At 42.9% G+C, this 18,859-nt stretch carries 9 protein-coding genes and 1 pseudogene; all 10 read left to right on the top strand.

Translation table 11 applies throughout. The annotated features are described in order from the left end of the window. The first annotated feature begins 185 nt into the window (after positions 1-185). The 10 genes and pseudogenes from rpoB (at position 186) to AC0L7Q_RS00620 (ending at position 18,819) form a co-directional block, all read left to right on the top strand. The gene (rpoB, locus tag AC0L7Q_RS00575) at positions 186-4,211 is read left to right on the top strand and encodes a DNA-directed RNA polymerase subunit beta (RefSeq protein WP_076922659.1); all 4,026 of its coding nucleotides are present in this window, start codon (positions 186-188) and stop codon (positions 4,209-4,211) included. Between the two features lie 104 nt (positions 4,212-4,315). Beyond that, positions 4,316-8,488, top strand: coding sequence for a DNA-directed RNA polymerase subunit beta' (rpoC, locus tag AC0L7Q_RS00580; RefSeq protein ID WP_413401119.1), 4,173 nt, complete (start codon positions 4,316-4,318; stop codon positions 8,486-8,488). Between the two features lie 194 nt (positions 8,489-8,682). After that, positions 8,683-9,057 (top strand): 30S ribosomal protein S12, encoded by a 375-nt coding sequence (gene rpsL, locus AC0L7Q_RS00585; protein WP_002958885.1) that lies wholly within the window; start codon positions 8,683-8,685, stop codon positions 9,055-9,057. Between the two features lie 97 nt (positions 9,058-9,154). Next, positions 9,155-9,625, top strand: coding sequence for a 30S ribosomal protein S7 (gene rpsG, locus AC0L7Q_RS00590; RefSeq protein WP_010392135.1), 471 nt, complete (start codon positions 9,155-9,157; stop codon positions 9,623-9,625). 27 nt (positions 9,626-9,652) lie between these two features. Continuing rightward, positions 9,653-11,767, top strand: a complete 2,115-nt coding sequence (gene fusA, locus AC0L7Q_RS00595) for an elongation factor G (protein WP_418157325.1) — start codon at positions 9,653-9,655, stop codon at positions 11,765-11,767. Positions 11,768-11,829: 62 nt separating this feature from the next. After that, positions 11,830-13,014, top strand: coding sequence for an elongation factor Tu (gene tuf / locus AC0L7Q_RS00600; protein WP_109875886.1), 1,185 nt, complete (start codon positions 11,830-11,832; stop codon positions 13,012-13,014). Between the two features lie 355 nt (positions 13,015-13,369). Beyond that, positions 13,370-14,170, top strand: a complete 801-nt coding sequence (locus AC0L7Q_RS00605) for a VOC family protein (RefSeq protein ID WP_409424428.1) — start codon at positions 13,370-13,372, stop codon at positions 14,168-14,170. 116 nt (positions 14,171-14,286) lie between these two features. Beyond that, positions 14,287-14,649: a hypothetical protein gene (locus AC0L7Q_RS00610; protein WP_054202577.1), complete on the top strand. Its 363-nt coding sequence runs from the start codon at positions 14,287-14,289 to the stop codon at positions 14,647-14,649. Continuing rightward, positions 14,649-16,978: pseudogene (locus AC0L7Q_RS00615) on the top strand (fatty acid cis/trans isomerase). The gene AC0L7Q_RS00610 and the pseudogene AC0L7Q_RS00615 overlap by 1 nt, the downstream one beginning before the upstream one ends. Before the next feature lie 116 nt (positions 16,979-17,094). Beyond that, positions 17,095-18,819: a response regulator gene (locus AC0L7Q_RS00620; protein ID WP_409424430.1), complete on the top strand. Its 1,725-nt coding sequence runs from the start codon at positions 17,095-17,097 to the stop codon at positions 18,817-18,819. Positions 18,820-18,859 lie beyond the last annotated feature (40 nt).

Genomic DNA, 18,859 nt, shown 5'->3' on the forward strand with positions numbered 1-18,859 from the left:
GACTATTCTTATAGCGCAAATAAAATCTGATTTATTCTTTAATTTCAACGCTTTATAGTTTGCTAGTGTTGAGGTGGGATTAAGTTGGAACAACAGTTAAATGTTGTACATCTTGGCATAGATGCCAGTTAAGTCTGTTCTTACAAGAACAGGTCGGGTCAAAGATCAGCAAGCTGAGGAACCCCATGGCTTACTCTTATTCTGAAAAGAAACGTATCCGTAAGGATTTTGGTAAACGTCCACAAGTTTTGGATATACCTTTCTTACTGTCGACGCAGTTAGAATCGTTTAAAAAATTCTTAGTCCCGGACGCTGATGGCGATCATGGTTTGGAAGCTGCCTTCCGTTCTGTGTTCCCAATTAAAAGCTACTCGGGAAATTCTGAGCTTCAATACGTAAGTTATCGTATTGGTGAGCCAGTATTCGATGTAAAAGAATGTCAAATTCGCGGTGTGACTTATTCTGCTCCACTTCGCGTGAAACTGCGTCTTGTAGTAATGGACAAAGAAGCTCCAGGCACAGTTAAAGACATTAAAGAGCAAGAAGTTTACATGGGCGAAATTCCGCTCATGACCGATACCGGTACTTTTGTAATCAATGGTACAGAGCGTGTTATCGTTTCTCAGCTACACCGTAGCCCTGGTGTATTCTTTGATAACGACCGCGGTAAAACTCACTCGTCAGGTAAAGTGCTTTATAACGCACGTGTAATTCCTTACCGTGGTTCATGGTTAGACTTCGAATTTGATGCAAAAGATAACTTATATGTACGTATTGACCGTCGTCGTAAATTACCGGCGTCTATCATCTTACGTGCACTTGAGTACACGAGTGAAGAAATCCTAGATATCTTCTTCGATACAACTGCGTTTGAAATCGCTGACGGTAAGGTTCTTATGGAACTTGTACCTTCACGTTTACGTGGTGAAACTGCCGCTTTTGATATCAAGAGCGAAGACGGTGAAGTCCTTGTTGAAAGCGGTCGTCGTGTTACGGCTCGCCACATCAAGAGCATCGAGAAAAAAGGCATTAAGCAATTAGAAGTACCACATGAGTACATCATTGGCCGTGTATTAGCGAAGAACTATGTTGATGAGTCAACAGGTGAAATCATTGCTACTGCAAATGACGAGCTAACGCTTGAAATGATGGCTGAATTGGTGAAAGCCGGTCACACGACCATTGATACACTATATATCAATGAAGTGGACAGCGGCGCTTACATGTCAAATACATTGAATATTGACTCGTCAAGCAACCGTTTAGAAGCACTAGTAGAAATTTATCGCATGATGCGCCCAGGCGAGCCACCGACGAAAGACGCGGCCGAAGCCTTATTTGAGAACCTATTCTTCTCAGAAGAACGCTATGACTTATCAACAGTAGGTCGTATGAAGTTCAATAGCCGTGTTGGTTACGATTCAGACACAGGCCCTGGCACATTAAGCAAAGAAGACATCGTAGCGGTTATGAAAGTATTGATTGCTATTCGTAACGGTGTTGGCGATGTTGATGATATAGACCACTTAGGCAACCGTCGTATACGTAGTGTTGGCGAAATGGCTGAGAATCAATTCCGTGTAGGTTTAGTACGTGTAGAACGTGCTGTACGTGAGCGTTTAAGCTTAGGTGACCTTGATGCGGTAATGCCACAAGATCTTATTAACGCTAAGCCTATTTCGGCAGCGGTTAAAGAGTTCTTCGGCTCGTCTCAGTTATCACAGTTTATGGACCAAAATAACCCGCTATCAGAAGTAACGCATAAGCGTCGTATTTCTGCATTAGGTCCGGGCGGTCTAACTCGTGAACGCGCTGGCTTTGAAGTACGTGACGTTCACGTAACTCACTACGGTCGCGTATGTCCAATCGAGACTCCTGAGGGTCCAAACATCGGTCTAATTAACTCATTGTCTACGTATGCACGTACAAATGACTACGGTTTCTTAGAAACACCTTATCGCAAAGTGGTAGACGGTGTAGTAACTGATGAAGTTGATTACCTATCAGCCATTGAAGAAGGTCAGTTTGTTATCGCACAGGCGAACTCAAACTTAACTGAAACCAATGAGTTTGTAGATGAACTTATTCCATGTCGTCACAAAGGTGAATCAACCTTTATGGGTCGCATGGACCAGCAATATATGGATGTATCACCACAACAGGTGATCTCTGTAGCGGCCGCACTTATCCCGTTCCTAGAACACGATGATGCTAACCGTGCATTGATGGGTTCAAACATGCAACGTCAAGCAGTACCAACATTGAAAGCGGACAAACCGTTAGTAGGTACAGGTATTGAGTTAACACTAGCAAAAGATTCTGGTGTAACGATTGTTGCTAAACGTGGTGGTGAAGTAATGTATGCCGACGCAAGTCGCATCGTTGTTAATGTACATGAAGAAGAGCGCATCCCTGGTGAAGCGGGCATCGACATCTACAACTTAACCAAGTACACACGTTCTAACCAAAATACATGTATTAACCAAAAGCCGACTTGTATGGTTGGTGAACCGGTTACTCGTGGCGATGTGTTAGCAGATGGTCCTTCGACTGACTTAGGTGACTTAGCCCTTGGTCAAAACCTTCGCGTGGCATTCATGCCATGGAACGGTTACAACTTCGAGGATTCAATCTTACTATCAGAGCGCGTAGTTGAAGAAGATCGTCTAACGACTATCCACATTCAAGAACTACAGTGTATCGCCCGTGATACTAAATTAGGCTCAGAAGAGATCACAGCAGATATCCCGAACGTGGGTGAATCTGCACTAGGCAAGCTTGATGAATCAGGCGTTGTATATATCGGTGCTGAAGTTAAAGGCGGCGATATCCTAGTAGGTAAAGTGACTCCGAAAGGCGAAACGCAATTAACACCTGAAGAGAAGCTACTACGTGCTATCTTCGGTGAAAAAGCGTCTGACGTTAAAGACAGCTCTTTACGTGTACCTAACTCTGTAACTGGTACTGTAATCGACGTACAAGTTTTCACCCGTGATGGTGTTGAAAAAGATAAGCGTGCGTTAGAAGTTGAAGATATGCAGCTTCGCGAAGCGAAGAAAGACTTCAACGAAGAGTTCCGTATTCTAGAAGCTGGTGTTTTAGAGCGTGCTCGCAAGTTACTTGTGGCAGCTGGCTTCGATGAAGACAACTTAACGTCACTGAATGCTGAAAAGTTACTAACTCAAAGCCTTGCTGAAGAAGACAAGCAAGCTGAACTTGAGCAACTAGCTGCACAGTACGATGAGCTTAAAGCTGAATACGATAAGAAGTTTGAAAACAAACGTCGTAAAATTACCCAAGGTGATGACTTAGCACCAGGTGTACTTAAAATTGTTAAAGTATACTTAGCTGTTAAACGTCGTATCCAACCGGGTGATAAAATGGCGGGTCGTCACGGTAACAAAGGTGTTATCTCGACTATCGTACCAGTAGAAGATATGCCATACGATGACAAAGGTCGTACGGTAGATATCGTGCTAAATCCACTAGGTGTACCATCGCGAATGAACATCGGTCAGATCCTTGAAACACATATGGGTCTAGCTGCACGCGGTATTGGTGAGCGCTTAGAGGAAATGATGAAAGAGCAACGCGAGCTTCATGAGCTGCGTGAATTCATCAAACAAGCTTATGAGATCGGTGAATCTCGTCAGGTTGTGGATATCGCTAGTTTCTCTGATGACGAAATTCGTCGTTTAGCTGAAAACTTAAAAGGTGGTTTACCGATTGCTACTCCTGCATTTGATGGCGCGAAAGAAGACGAAATCAAAGACATGCTAGAGCTAGGCGGCTACCCTAGAAGTGGTCAGGTTACACTTTATGATGGCCGTACTGGCGATCAGTTTGAACGTCAAGTAACTGTAGGTTACATGTACATGCTTAAACTTAACCACTTGGTTGATGATAAGATGCACGCGCGTTCTACTGGTTCTTACAGCCTTGTTACTCAGCAGCCGCTGGGTGGTAAAGCACAGTTCGGTGGCCAGCGTTTTGGTGAGATGGAAGTATGGGCACTTGAAGCTTACGGTGCTGCTTACACTCTACAAGAAATGCTAACAGTGAAATCGGATGACGTGAACGGTCGTACTAAGATGTATAAAAACATCGTTGATGGTAACCATAAAATGGAACCAGGTATGCCAGAATCGTTCAACGTATTGTTGAAAGAAATCCGCTCACTGGGTATCAACATCGAGTTGGAAGAAAATTAAGCCAATTAGATGCTGCAGTGAACGCTGCAGCATCTGTTATGGCTGAATAGAATGTAGGGACGAGAACATCCGTCCTCAAGATTAACTCCGACAGGAGAGCTAAGGTGAAAGACTTACTTAAGTTTCTGAAGCAACAAAATAAGACCGAAGAATTCGATGCAATTCGCATTGGTCTTGCTTCACCAGACATGGTTCGTTCATGGTCATACGGTGAAGTAAAGAAACCTGAGACTATTAACTACCGTACTTTCAAGCCTGAGCGCGATGGCTTATTCTGTGCCCGTATTTTCGGCCCAGTGAAAGATTATGAGTGTTTATGTGGTAAATATAAACGCCTTAAACACCGTGGTGTGATCTGTGAAAAGTGTGGTGTTGAAGTAACACTCACTAAAGTGCGTCGTGACCGTATGGGTCATATAGAACTGGCAAGTCCAGTTGCGCATATATGGTTTTTAAAATCATTACCGTCACGTATCGGCTTAATGCTTGATATGACGCTTCGTGATATTGAACGTGTTCTTTACTTCGAATCATTCGTAGTAACTGAGCCTGGTATGACAACGCTTGAGCGTGGTCAGCTATTAGGTGAAGAAGAATACCTAGATGCACTTGAAGAGCACGGCGATGAGTTTGAAGCGAAGATGGGTGCTGAAGCAGTATTAGACTTGCTTCGTGAACTCGATCTTGCTCAATTAATTGCAGAGATGCGTGAAGAGTTACCAACAATTAACTCTGAAACTAAGCGTAAAAAGATCACTAAACGTCTTAAGTTAATGGAATCGTTCCACCAATCAGGTAATAACCCTGAGTGGATGATTATGACAGTACTTCCAGTATTGCCACCTGACTTACGTCCATTAGTACCACTAGACGGTGGCCGCTTTGCGACATCTGATCTGAATGACCTTTACCGTCGTGTTATTAACCGTAATAACCGTCTTAAGCGTCTACTAGATTTAGCTGCACCAGATATTATCGTACGCAACGAAAAACGTATGTTACAAGAAGCGGTTGATGCGCTACTTGATAACGGTCGTCGTGGTCGTGCAATTACAGGTTCTAACAAACGTCCACTTAAATCGCTTGCTGATATGATCAAAGGTAAGCAAGGTCGTTTCCGTCAGAACTTACTTGGTAAGCGTGTAGATTACTCTGGCCGTTCTGTAATCACGGTTGGTCCTACACTTAAGCTTCATCAGTGTGGTCTTCCTAAGAAGATGGCATTAGAGCTTTTCAAACCATTTATCTATGGCAAATTAGAACGTCGCGGCATGGCTACGACAATCAAAGCAGCTAAAAAGATGGTTGAGCGTGAAGTAGCGGAAGTATGGGATGTACTAGACGAAGTAATTCGTGAACATCCAGTATTACTTAACCGTGCACCAACACTTCACCGTTTGGGTATCCAAGCGTTTGAACCTGTGCTTATCGAAGGTAAAGCGATTCATTTGCATCCATTAGTATGTGCGGCTTACAACGCCGACTTCGATGGTGACCAAATGGCGGTACACGTACCGCTAACAATTGAAGCGCAGCTAGAAGCTCGTGCGTTAATGATGTCTACAAACAACATCTTATCGCCTGCTAATGGTGAGCCAATCATCGTTCCTTCACAGGACGTTGTATTAGGTCTTTATTACATGACGCGTGACCGCATTAACGCCAAAGGCGAAGGCACCGTATTTAAAGATCCTAAAGAAGCAGAAAAAGCATACCGTAGTGGTAATGCCGACCTTCACGCAAAAGTGAAAGTACGTATTAGCCAATCAGTAGCTAATGAAGATGGTGTTGTAGAAGATACAATTACTATCATTGATACTACAGTGGGTCGTGCAATTCTGTCTTTAATTTTACCTAAAGGTATGCCGTTTGAGTCAATCAACCAAGCTCTAGGTAAAAAGCAAATTTCTAGCTTATTAAATGAGTGTTACCGTCGTCTTGGTTTAAAAGACACAGTTGTGTTTGCTGACCAAGTTATGTACACCGGTTTCCACTACGCAATGAAGTCAGGTGTTTCAATTGGTATCGATGACTTAGTTATCCCACCAGTTAAAGCATCAATCATTGAAGCAGCAGAAGCTGAAGTAACTGAAATCAACCAACAGTTCCAATCAGGTCTTGTTACGGCTGGTGAAAAGTACAACAAAGTTATCGATATCTGGTCACGTGTAAATGAAAACCTATCACGTGAAATGATGGCTAACTTGTCAAAAGACACCGTAGTGAATGCGCAAGGTGAAGAAGAAGAGCAACCGTCATTTAACTCAGTGTTTATGATGGCCGACTCAGGTGCTCGTGGTAGTGCCGCTCAGATCCGTCAGCTAGCAGGTATGCGTGGTCTAATGGCACGTCCAGATGGTTCAATCATCGAGACGCCAATCACGGCTAACTTCCGTGAAGGTCTAAACGTACTTCAGTACTTCATCTCAACGCACGGTGCGCGTAAAGGTCTTGCCGATACAGCACTGAAAACAGCGAACTCGGGTTACCTAACGCGTCGTCTAGTAGACGTTGCACAAGATTTGGTAATCAATGAAGACGATTGTGGCACAGAAGATGGCTTAACAATGAAACCGCTTATTGAAGGTGGTGACGTTGTAGAAGCACTTCGCGAACGTGTACTAGGTCGTGTTGTTGCAGAGCCTGTTGTAATTCCAGGTACTAATACGGTACTTGTTGAACGTAACATCATGCTTGATGAAAAACTGTGTGACCTTTTAGAAGAGCACTCAGTTGATGAAGTTCGTGTACGTTCAGTTATCACCTGTGATAACGACTTTGGTGTTTGTGCTAAGTGTTATGGTCGTGACCTAGCACGTGGTCATATCATCAACGCGGGTGAATCAGTGGGTGTTATCGCGGCGCAATCAATCGGTGAGCCGGGTACACAGCTTACGATGCGTACCTTCCACATCGGTGGTGCGGCATCAAGAGCGTCTGCTGAAAATAATGTACAAGTTAAAACTAACGGTACATTAAAACTTCACAACGCTAAGTATGTATTAAATACAGACGGTAAGATTGTTATTACCTCACGTTCTACAGAAATCACTATCATTGATAGCTATGGTCGTGAGAAAGAGCGTTATAAAGTACCTTACGGTGCGGTATTAACAGTGCAAGACAATGCAGAAGTTCAAGGTAACGACATTGTTGCTACTTGGGACCCGCATAGTCACCCAATCGTTCTTGAGCATAAATCAAAAGTATCGTTCAGCGATATCGATGATTCAAATACTGAAGCACAGACTGACGAACTAACGGGTTTAACTCGTGTAGTTGTTAAAGATCTTGCTAAAGCGAATGCGAAAGAGCCGAAACTTATCATTGAAAGTGATGAGCGTGGCTTGCAAGAAACACGTCTTCCTTCATTCACTACGATTGAAGTAACAGACGGCGCGACTGCAAACCCAGGTGACGTACTAGCACGTATTCCGCAAGAAGGTTCGAAAACTCGTGATATCACGGGTGGTCTACCACGCGTAGCCGACTTATTTGAAGCGCGTAAGCCGAAAGATCCAGCTATCTTAGCTGAAATCACCGGTACGATTAGCTTCGGTAAAGAGACTAAAGGTAAGAAACGTTTAGTTATTACTCCAGCTGAAGGCGATCATTACGAAGAAATGATCCCTAAGTGGCGTCAACTTAACGTGTTTGAAGGTGAGCAAGTGTCTAAAGGTGAAGTTATCGCCGATGGTCCAGAATCACCGCATGACATCTTACGCCTACGTGGTGTGACTCATGTTGCTAACTACATTGTTAACGAAGTGCAAGAGGTTTACCGTTTGCAGGGCGTTAAGATCAATGATAAGCACATTGAAACTATTATTCGTCAAATGCTACGTAAATGTATCATTCTAGACGGTGGTGATACTGAGTTCTTAGCCGGTGAGCAAATTGAAGTGGCACGCGTTAATATCGCAAACCGCGACCTTGAAGCTCAAGGTAAGATCCCAGCTAAGTTTGAAATCCAGTTAATGGGTATTACAAAAGCATCACTAGCGACAGAATCTTTCATCTCAGCAGCCTCGTTCCAGGAGACAACTCGTGTCCTAACAGAAGCCGCTGTAAATGGTAAGAGCGATGAGTTACGCGGTCTGAAAGAAAACGTAATTGTGGGTCGATTGATCCCAGCCGGTACCGGTTTTGCGTATCATCAAGAGCGTATGGCTCGTCGTAAGCAAAAAGACGTTGTTGAAGAGCAAACGGTAAGTGCAGAAGAGGCAACTCAAGCACTAACTGATGCTTTAAACGCGGATTTATCTGGAAATCAATAAACCGAACCTAATCAATAGATTAGAGTTTCGCAAGGTAGTTATCTGCTGCCTTGCGAGCGGTTTAGGTTGACAGGTCAATCTTTGCTCATTAAAATTCCGCCACCCATTTACTTGCACGTTTAAAACATGCTGGTAAAACAAGGGCGGATTTTTTATTTTTTTCAGTAGTAATTTTAATTTCAGGAGCTATTTAAATGGCAACTATTAACCAGCTAGTGCGTAAGCCACGTCGTAGCAAGGTTACTAAAAGTAACTCAGCTGCGCTTAAAGCGTGTCCGCAAAAGCGTGGTGTATGTACTCGCGTATATACAACTACACCTAAGAAACCAAACTCGGCGTTACGTAAAGTAGCTCGTGTACGTTTAACTAACGGTTTCGAAGTAACTTCATACATCGGTGGTGAAGGTCATAACCTTCAAGAGCACAGTGTAATCCTAATCCGTGGTGGTCGTGTTAAAGATTTACCAGGTGTGCGTTTTCACACTGTACGTGGTGCACTTGACTGTGCAGGCGTTAGCGACCGTCGTCAAGCTCGTTCTAAATACGGTGCAAAACGCCCTAAAGGCTAATTGTTTTCCGTTAGTAAGGCCAAGCACTAAATATTATTAATTATTGTTTTGGGTGATTGTTCCAAAAGGACAAACCTGAATAAACCGGAGATACAAAATGCCTAGAAGACGCGTAATAGGTCAACGTAAAATTCTTCCAGATCCTAAGTTCGGATCGGAACTTCTTGCAAAATTCGTTAACATCGTAATGTTAGACGGCAAGAAATCTACTGCTGAAAAAATCGTTTATGGTGCGCTAGACGTGGCTGCTGAGAAATCAGGCAAGTCGCACCTAGAAATCTTTGAAACTGCACTTGATAACATCCGTCCACAGGTAGAGGTTAAATCTCGCCGTGTTGGTGGTTCAACTTATCAAGTACCAGTTGAAGTACGTCCAGTACGTCGCAACGCATTAGGTATGCGTTGGTTAGTAGACGCTGCACGTAAGCGTGGCGAAAAATCTATGGGCTTACGTTTAGCTCAAGAAATCGTTGACGCTGCTGATAACAAAGGCACTGCGGTTAAGAAACGTGAAGACGTTCACCGTATGGCTGAAGCGAACAAAGCATTCGCTCATTACCGTTGGTAATCTGTCCTTAACCTTTAAGAGGATTTTATGGCACGTACAACTCCACTTGAGCGTTACCGCAATATCGGTATTTGTGCTCACGTAGATGCAGGCAAAACCACCACAACAGAACGTGTTCTGTTCTACACAGGTCTTTCTCATAAGATCGGTGAAGTGCATGATGGCGCTGCAACTATGGATTGGATGGAGCAGGAACAAGAGCGTGGTATCACAATCACTTCTGCTGCAACAACGTGTTTCTGGAAAGGGATGGACGCTCAATTTGACGACCATCGCATCAATATTATTGATACCCCAGGACACGTAGATTTCACTATCGAAGTAGAGCGTTCTTTACGTGTACTAGATGGTGCGGTAGTTGTTCTTTGTGCTTCATCGGGTGTACAGCCGCAAACTGAGACAGTTTGGCGTCAAGCGAACAAATACGAAGTTCCAAGAATGATCTTCGTAAATAAAATGGATCGCACAGGCGCTGACTTCTTAACGGTTGTAAGCCAGGTGAAATCTCGTCTTGGAGCAACGCCTGTTCCAGTCCAGCTGCCTATTGGCGCTGAAGACGACTTTAAAGGTGTTATTGACCTTATTAAAATGAAAGCCATTAACTGGAATGATGAAGACCAGGGTATGACTTTCTCTTATGAGGCAATACCGGCAGAACTTCAGGAATTAGCCGAAGAATGGCGCTCTCACTTAGTTGAAAGCGCTGCTGAAGCTACTGAAGAACTAATGGATAAATACTTAGAAGGTGAAGAGTTAAGCGAAGCAGAAATTAAAAATGCTTTGCGTCAACGCACATTAGCGAACGAAATTGTTCCCATGACGTGTGGTAGTGCATTTAAAAACAAAGGTGTTCAAGCTGTACTTGATTGCGTTGTTGAATATATGCCATCACCAACACAAGTGAAACAAATCCAAGGTATCTTAGAAAATGGTACTGAGGAAGAGCGTCCTGCTGATGATAAAGCGCCGTTTGCTGCTCTTGCATTCAAGATTGCAACAGACCCGTTTGTTGGCACTTTAACCTTTTTCCGTGTTTACTCTGGTACTGTTAAACAGGGTGACGCGGTATATAACCCAGTAAAAAGTAAGCGTGAGCGTCTTGGTCGTATCGTTCAGATGCATTCAAACTCACGTGAAGAGATCAAAGAAGTCCACGCAGGCGACATCGCGGCGGCTATTGGTCTCAAAGACGTAACAACAGGTGAAACACTGTGTGATCCGAACTCTATTATTACGCTTGAGCGTATGGAGTTCCCAGAACCAGTTATCTCTGTTGCGGTTGAGCCTCGCACAATCGCTGACCAGGATAAAATGGGTATCGCGCTAGGAAAACTAGCTGCAGAAGATCCATCTTTCCGCGTACAAACTGACGAAGAATCAGGCCAGACTATTATCTCTGGCATGGGTGAACTTCACCTTGATATCATCGTCGACCGTATGAAACGTGAATTCAGTGTTGAATGTAACGTTGGTAAGCCGCAGGTTGCATACCGAGAAGCTATTCGTTCAACTGTTGAAGTTGAAGGGAAGTTTGTACGTCAATCAGGTGGTCGTGGTCAATATGGTCACGTCTGGCTTAAACTTGAACCGATGGATATTTCGGATGATGAAGCCCCAATTTACGAGTTCGTAAACGAAACCGTAGGTGGCTCAGTGCCGAAAGAATACATCCCTGCGGTAGACAAAGGTATCCAAGAGCAAATGGCTCAAGGTGTACTGGCAGGCTACCCATTACTTGGTGTTAAAGCGACTTTATATGATGGTTCATTCCATGATGTAGATTCGAATGAAATGGCATTTAAAATAGCAGGTTCGCTGGCTATGAGACAAGGTGCGCTAGATGCAAACCCTGCGCTTTTAGAACCAGTAATGAAGGTTGAAATACTCACTCCTGAAGCAAACATGGGTGATGTAGTTGGCGACCTAAACCGTCGTCGCGGCATGATCGAAGGCATGGAAGATGCACTTGGTGGCCTTAAGCAAATTAATGCTGTGGTACCATTATCTGAAATGTTCGGTTATGCGACTGCTTTACGATCTGCAACACAGGGCCGTGCCTCATACTCTATGGAGTTTTTGAAGTACGCTGAAGCCTCTAAGCAGGTTGCAGATACAATAATTTCAGCTCGCGCTGTTATATGATTTTAGCTTGTCTGGCTCAATACTGAGTCAGGCTTTAATTTCTTTATTAGGAATTTTTTAAGATGGCAAAAGAAAAGTTTGAACGCGTAAAACCGCACGTAAACGTTGGTACAATCGGCCACGTTGACCACGGTAAAACTACACTAACTGCAGCAATCACTAACGTACTTGCAAAAGTATACGGCGGTGTTGCTAAAGACTTCGCATCAATCGATAACGCTCCAGAAGAGCGCGAGCGTGGTATCACAATCTCAACTTCACACGTTGAGTACGATACACCTACTCGTCACTACGCACACGTAGATTGTCCTGGTCACGCCGATTATGTTAAAAACATGATCACTGGTGCTGCTCAAATGGACGGCGCTATCTTAGTAGTTGCTGCGACTGACGGTCCTATGCCACAAACTCGTGAGCACATCCTACTTTCTCGCCAAGTTGGCGTTCCTTACATCGTTGTGTTCATGAACAAATGTGACATGGTTGATGATGAAGAGCTACTTGAGCTAGTAGAAATGGAAGTTCGTGAACTTCTTTCTGAATACGACTTCCCAGGTGATGACTTACCACTAATTCAAGGTTCTGCACTTAAAGCACTTGAAGGCGAAGAGCAATGGGAAGCTAAAATCGTAGAGCTTGCAGAAGCACTAGATTCTTACATTCCAGAGCCAGAGCGTGACATCGATAAGCCATTCATCATGCCTATCGAAGACGTTTTCTCAATCCAAGGCCGTGGTACTGTTGTAACTGGTCGTGTTGAAGCTGGTATCATCAACGTGAATGACGAAGTTGAAATCGTTGGTATCAAAGAGACTACTAAGTCTACTTGTACTGGTGTTGAAATGTTCCGTAAGCTTCTTGACGAAGGTCGTGCTGGTGAGAACATTGGTGCACTTCTACGTGGTACTAAGCGTGAAGACGTTGAACGTGGTCAAGTACTAGCTAAGCCTGGTTCAATCAACCCACACACAACATTCACTTCAGAAGTATACGTACTTTCTAAAGATGAAGGTGGTCGTCATACTCCATTCTTCAAAGGTTACCGTCCACAGTTCTACTTCCGTACAACTGACGTAACAGGTGACGTACAGTTACCAGAAGGCGTAGAAATGGTAATGCCTGGTGATAACGTTAAGATGACAGTAACTCTAATCGCGCCAATCGCGATGGACGAAGGTCTTCGTTTCGCTATCCGTGAAGGTGGCCGTACTGTTGGTGCTGGTGTTGTTGCAACTATCGTTGAGTAATCAACTGTTGTAATGCATTAAGCATTAAAAAAACCCGAGCTTAGTCTCGGGTTTTTTAATGTTTGAAGAAAAGTGATCAGCTATCAGCTATCAGCTATCAGCTATCAGCTTTTAGCTGCTCGGTGCTAGTGTCAGCTAAGTAGCCTGAGTTAGTATCAACCCCGAGTAGAAGCCTGCGCTTCAGTAACCTCTGAATATCTATAGTTTAATATTTGAGTGGTGTTTTTTTATAGGAGGGAATATGACTATACGCTAAAACTCAGTAAAGGCATGTCTATTCATTGAATAGCTATCGACTCTTATAGACTATTAGCCTAAGCTAAAATTAGCTTAAATTTACAACAGGAAATGGGCGATGAATAATAAAAATAATTATCCGCAAGGTATATTTTGCTGGGCTGAACTGTGTACTCATAATTGGAAAGATGGAAAAGCTTTTTATACCTCGTTGTTTGAATGGGGGAATGACGACCAGCCAATTGGCGAAGATGAATATTACACAATGCTTCAAAAGCAAGGTGACGATATTGCTGCCATGTACCAAATGCCTAAAGAGCAAGTGGACGATTCCGCACCTAGCTACTGGCTTACCTATATTGCGGTAGATGATGTTGATACATGTGCAATTAAGGCGCAAAAGCTAGGCGCGCAAATTATAGCAGGCCCTCACAATGTTATGAATGCAGGGCGCATGTTAATGCTTAAAGACCCAACCGGCGCCATAGTGGCGTTATGGCAAGGTAAAGAGCATATAGGATGTCAGCGTCCTTGTGAGCTCGGCACGCCTTATTGGCACGAAATGGCAACGCGTGATAGCGAAGCGAGCCGTCACTTTTATTGCGAATTACTAGGTTGGCAAAGTGAAATAAAGCCTATGGAATGTATGGATTACACCTTGTTCTTAGTTGCAGGTAAGCCTGTAGCGGGCATGCTACAAATGAATAATGAGTGGCCAGAAGACGTGCCTCCCCATTGGATGATTTACTTTGCCGTGGATAACTGCGATAGCTATGTAAAAAAAGCGGCGATCCTTGGAGGGCAAGTGTGCGTACCTGCTACAGATATCCCTGATGTAGGGCGTTTTAGTGTTATTTGCGACCCTCAAGGGGCTGTTTTTTCTATGATTGAATCGGCAATGGATGATATTAAAGCTTAGTAATTAGCAATGCTTAGGATTAATTTTAGACTTTAGTGTGGTTATTTAGTCGCAGTAATTATGTGCTTTTTTGCTATAATGGCGGTAATTACACCGCCAGTCAGCAAGAGAGTCCAATGGAACTTGAACAAGATAGCAATTTAACCCTCCCTTTATTTATTCTAGATGAGACACTAAGTACGCGTGACTTAGCGCAGCCTGACGTGGAAATTTCAGTTATTTTAAGTGATGAGCTACTGACTCAGCTATGCCAAAACCCCAGTGCTGACAGTAGTATTGGCATAAGCATTACGGACTATGAATTGAATGTCATCAATTCAAGCTTTTCAAGTGTAGTGCAAAGCGAACATGACGCTCAACTAACGCTCACGCAAGGTCCTCTATTAAGCGCTGTAGTGACTACAGTTGATGAGCTGACGTTCGTGTCACCTCAAGTTGATATGATGCCCACGTTCGATTTGGGCGATGAGGCAGAGTAATGAAAAAGATCATTATAAGTACATTTGTACTGATTATTTTAAGTGGCTGTGCCTACCTAGGAAATGCTCATTATAACGAACTGTTTGGTCCCGAAAAAACACAAGCGCGTATTGTTGATGCTAATAGTGGTGATGGCGCCGAATTTCTTCAGCATGTAAAGCCTGTAATAGATACTCGCTGCGTGGTTTGCCATGGTTGTTATGATGCGCCTTGTCAATTGAAGCTGTCGTCTCCTGAGGGAATAGATAGAGGGCTGAGTAAAGAGCTGGTGTACGATGGTACTCGGTTATTAGCCTCAACACCGAGCAGATTATTATTTGATGCAACCACCACTGAGCAATGGCGTGAAAAAGAGTTTAGCCCGGTATTAAACGAGCGAGCACAAAATGAAGAAGCCAATTTAGCCGGTAGTGTGTTATTTAACACGCTGGTATTAAAGCAAAGTTCACCTTTGCCAGAAGATGAAGTATTAGATGAACGCTTTGATTTTTCGCTTAGCCGTAACCAAAGTTGTGCGACTATGGGTGAGTTTGATCAATTAGCCGATGAGCAACCGCATGCGGGTATGCCCTATGGTTTACCAGGGGTGTCGGCTGCTGAATTTCAGCACTTACAAAATTGGATTAAAAAAGGCGGGAAAATGGCGCATATCAAGCCGCCATCAGCTACTGAGCTTGCAAAGGTAAAAAACTGGGAAGCATTTTTAAATCAAGATGGTTTGAAGTATCAGTTATCAGCGCGTTATATTTATGAACATTGGTTTTTAGCGCACATTTATTTTAGTGATGCGCAATCACCAAACTTTTTAAGTTGGTACGCTCCAGCACCCCTCCTGGGGAAGATATTAAGTTAATTAGTGCTCGTCGCCCTTATGATAACCCAAAGGTTGAGCGTGTTTATTATCGACTGCTTCACGACCGTTCTACAATTTTGTCAAAAACGCATTTACCACTTAAGTTAACGGATGAGAAGTTAACACGCTTATATCAGCAGTTTATCGCACCAAAATACACTGTATCTAGTTTACCAAGCTATGAGCCAGCACTTGCATCAAATCCATTTAAAACTTTTGAAGCATTGCCTATTGATGCTAAATATCAATTTATGCTCGATGAAGCTGAGTTAATTATTATGGGCTTCATTAAAGGCCCTGTTTGTCGTGGTCAAATTGCACTGAACGTGATTAATGACCATTTTTGGGTGGCATTTGCCGATCCTAAAAAAGTGGCGACTCCAGAGGTTAGTGAAATGCTAATGCAACATGAAGACGCATTAGAGTTACCAGCAGCCGAGGAGAGTAATGCGTTACCCATTTCTAACTGGGTAAAGTACTCAGTTCGTGAAAAGCGCTATTTAAAAGCCAAAGTTGAGCTAGCCAATAAAATGTTCAAAAATGGCGAGCACTTAACTACTGATTTACTGTGGAAAGGGGAAGGGCATAACCAAAATGCAGCGCTGACAATTTTTCGCCATTTCGATAGTGCAACCGTTGTAAAAGGACTTATTGGCCAGCAACCTAAAACGATGTGGGTACTTGATTATGCATTGTTTGAGCGTATTCACTACTTACTAGTGGCAGGCTTTGATGTGTATGGCAATATTGGCCATCAATTGATAACACGTTTATATATGGATTTTTTACGCTTAGAAGGTGAGCAAAACTTCCTTGCGTTATTACCCGAGTCACAACGCGAAGTTATTAAGCAAAGTTGGTATCGTAAATCACCGCCAAGTCTATCGACCTTTTTCGAAAATAACCGTGAGTTTAGCCAGCCCAGCGGTATTAATTACCAAACTGATAAGCCACAATCAGAGTTATATGGATTAATTAAACAAACGCTTGAGCCGGTATTGAGTCCTCGTTATGACTATAAAAAAGTACCCGCACCATTAAGTGCAATCAATACCATGCCTGCTAAAGCAATTAACTTACTTCCGCAGCTATCGTATGTGTTAGTAAAGGAGCAGGATGAGCACAAGGCTTATACGATTATTCATCATAACGCGCATTATAATATTTCGAGCTTATTAAACGAAGACGGACAGCGTGCTTATGAAGAAGATACCGTGACGATTGTGCCAGGCTTTATTGGTGATTACCCATCAGCAATTTGGTATTTAAATAACCCGCAACAAGTTGCTGCATTTGCAGAGCAATTACCGCTTATGCAAGTAGAGGCGGATTATCGGGCTTTGAAGTCCAAATTTGCGATTCGTCGAACTCATCCTCAGTTTTGGCAATACAGCGATATATTACATCACGTTGCCCGCCAGTATCGAGGGATTGAATTTGGTATGTTTGATTATAACCGTTTAGAAAATCGTTAATGATATTGTAAATAGCCCAGCTTTTTAGTTGGGCTTTTTTATATCTAATAATTAGTGAATTAACTGATTAACTTGCTACAGTTAGATTAAAGTGAAAATAAAAAGCAGCTTGGTTTATGTTTAATATTGTAAAGAGTATTCGCAAACGTTATCGGTGGGCATTAATTGCTATTGCCTTGCTGATCAGCGTATCCGCACTACTCATGCAATACGTCTTTTCTGTGCAAAAATACGATGCGAAAATTATCAATATAGCGGGTAAGCAACGCATGCTGTCACAAAAAATAGCGTGGCATAGTAATGCGCTAATTAATCAAACAGCTAACAACGAACAGCACCTGAAATCGTTGGCTCACTCCCTTGGGCTATTCGAACAAGGACATACGTTTTTACTTACTAAAAATGAGCAAGCTGAGGCGGTTTATTTAAATGCCGCTTTGGTTGATTTATATTATGCCACCCCAGGTAACCTAGATGCCGAGGTATCTGTTTTTATAAAACAAGCTAAAGAATTACTTATCCAGAAAGAGCCTGCGAACTCAGCCGTGCTTTCTGTAGGTGAGGTTGAAGCATTACTAAAAAAATTAGACACCGCTGTGAGTTTATTTGAGCAGCAAGCGGTGACAAAGGTTAATTGGGTTGCCAATATTGAGCTACTGTGTTGGTTTTTGACTCTAGCGCTATTGTTTATAGAGTTAAGATTTGTGTTTATGCCAATGGAGCGGCAAGTTTTGCAGACCCTGCTTGAGTATCAACAACAAAAAGAATTTGCCGAGCAAGTCAGTCAGAATAAAGAGCATTTTATCGCACGCGCCAGTCATGAGTTTAGAACTCCATTACAGGGATTAATTAGTTCTATAAATGAATTGAACATTCCCAGCTCGCAACAACAAATTCAGCGTCAAGCTCAGTACTGTTCAACTCGGTTGCTAGCAATGCTAGATGAACTTCAAGATTTACAGGCGCTTAGTTTAAATCGCTGGTCGTTAAAGCCAACCTCTGACAACCTACTAACTACTTTAAACAAAGTATTGGCAGTGTATGAATATGGCTGTACTGAAAAGGGCTTAAAGTTAATCAGCGAGTTAGCACCGAGCTTAGACTGCGCTGTGATTGTAGATCACGCACGCCTCCAACAAATAGTGAATGAGCTGCTTAGTAATGCATTAAAGTTTACTGAGCAAGGGGCGGTCACCGTCATCGCCACGCTCAACAATAATCAACTATCATTGAATGTCGAGGACACGGGCATTGGCTTTAGTCACCCGGTTGATCAGTTCGAGTTAGACAATAATGAACAAAGTAATCATTTTCAAGGCCTCAGAACAGGGCTTATCCGCATGCAATACATTGTTAATGCGCTTAATGGCGACATTCGTTTTGAGCACAACCACCCACAAGGCACCATTGTATTTCTAACCCTACCATTGGAAATGGACACAAGCGAAGGTAAGCCAACGCGCTTATTTGATGATCTTAAGTGTTTAGTGGTTGAAGATAACCCGCTCAACATGTTGGTATTAAAAAAGTTATTAAGTTCTTTGAACATACACGTTGAATCGGCTGAAAATGGCAAGGTTGCCTGTGAAATGGCAGCTGAAAATAGCTATGATGTTATATTTATGGATTTAAATATGCCTATTATGGATGGTTTTGAAGCCACAAAACTGCTGCATGAAAAAGACAAAACACGCCCAATTATTGTGGTTACCGCAAACACCTCTGATAGTGATATTGCTCGCGCTAAAGCTTTTGGAGCAATAAGTCATATTCATAAACCCATAGATCAGCAAAGCATAATCGCGGCGCTAAATGATGCTTTTCTAACTGAGGTTGATTAAATCTCACTTGCCTAATTGTTCTTTTGTAAGTTAATTTGAA

This window comes from Pseudoalteromonas sp. KJ63-1, assembly GCF_055808145.1.

Coding starts and splice junctions, on each gene's coding strand:
- rpoB (WP_076922659.1), top strand. CDS start 186: ATGGCTTACTCTTATTCTGAAAAGAAACGTATCCGTAAGGATTTTGGT.
- rpsL (WP_002958885.1), top strand. CDS start 8,683: ATGGCAACTATTAACCAGCTAGTGCGTAAGCCACGTCGTAGCAAGGTT.
- rpsG (WP_010392135.1), top strand. CDS start 9,155: ATGCCTAGAAGACGCGTAATAGGTCAACGTAAAATTCTTCCAGATCCT.
- fusA (WP_418157325.1), top strand. CDS start 9,653: ATGGCACGTACAACTCCACTTGAGCGTTACCGCAATATCGGTATTTGT.
- tuf (WP_109875886.1), top strand. CDS start 11,830: ATGGCAAAAGAAAAGTTTGAACGCGTAAAACCGCACGTAAACGTTGGT.
- AC0L7Q_RS00605 (WP_409424428.1), top strand. CDS start 13,370: ATGAATAATAAAAATAATTATCCGCAAGGTATATTTTGCTGGGCTGAA.
- AC0L7Q_RS00610 (WP_054202577.1), top strand. CDS start 14,287: ATGGAACTTGAACAAGATAGCAATTTAACCCTCCCTTTATTTATTCTA.
- AC0L7Q_RS00620 (WP_409424430.1), top strand. CDS start 17,095: ATGTTTAATATTGTAAAGAGTATTCGCAAACGTTATCGGTGGGCATTA.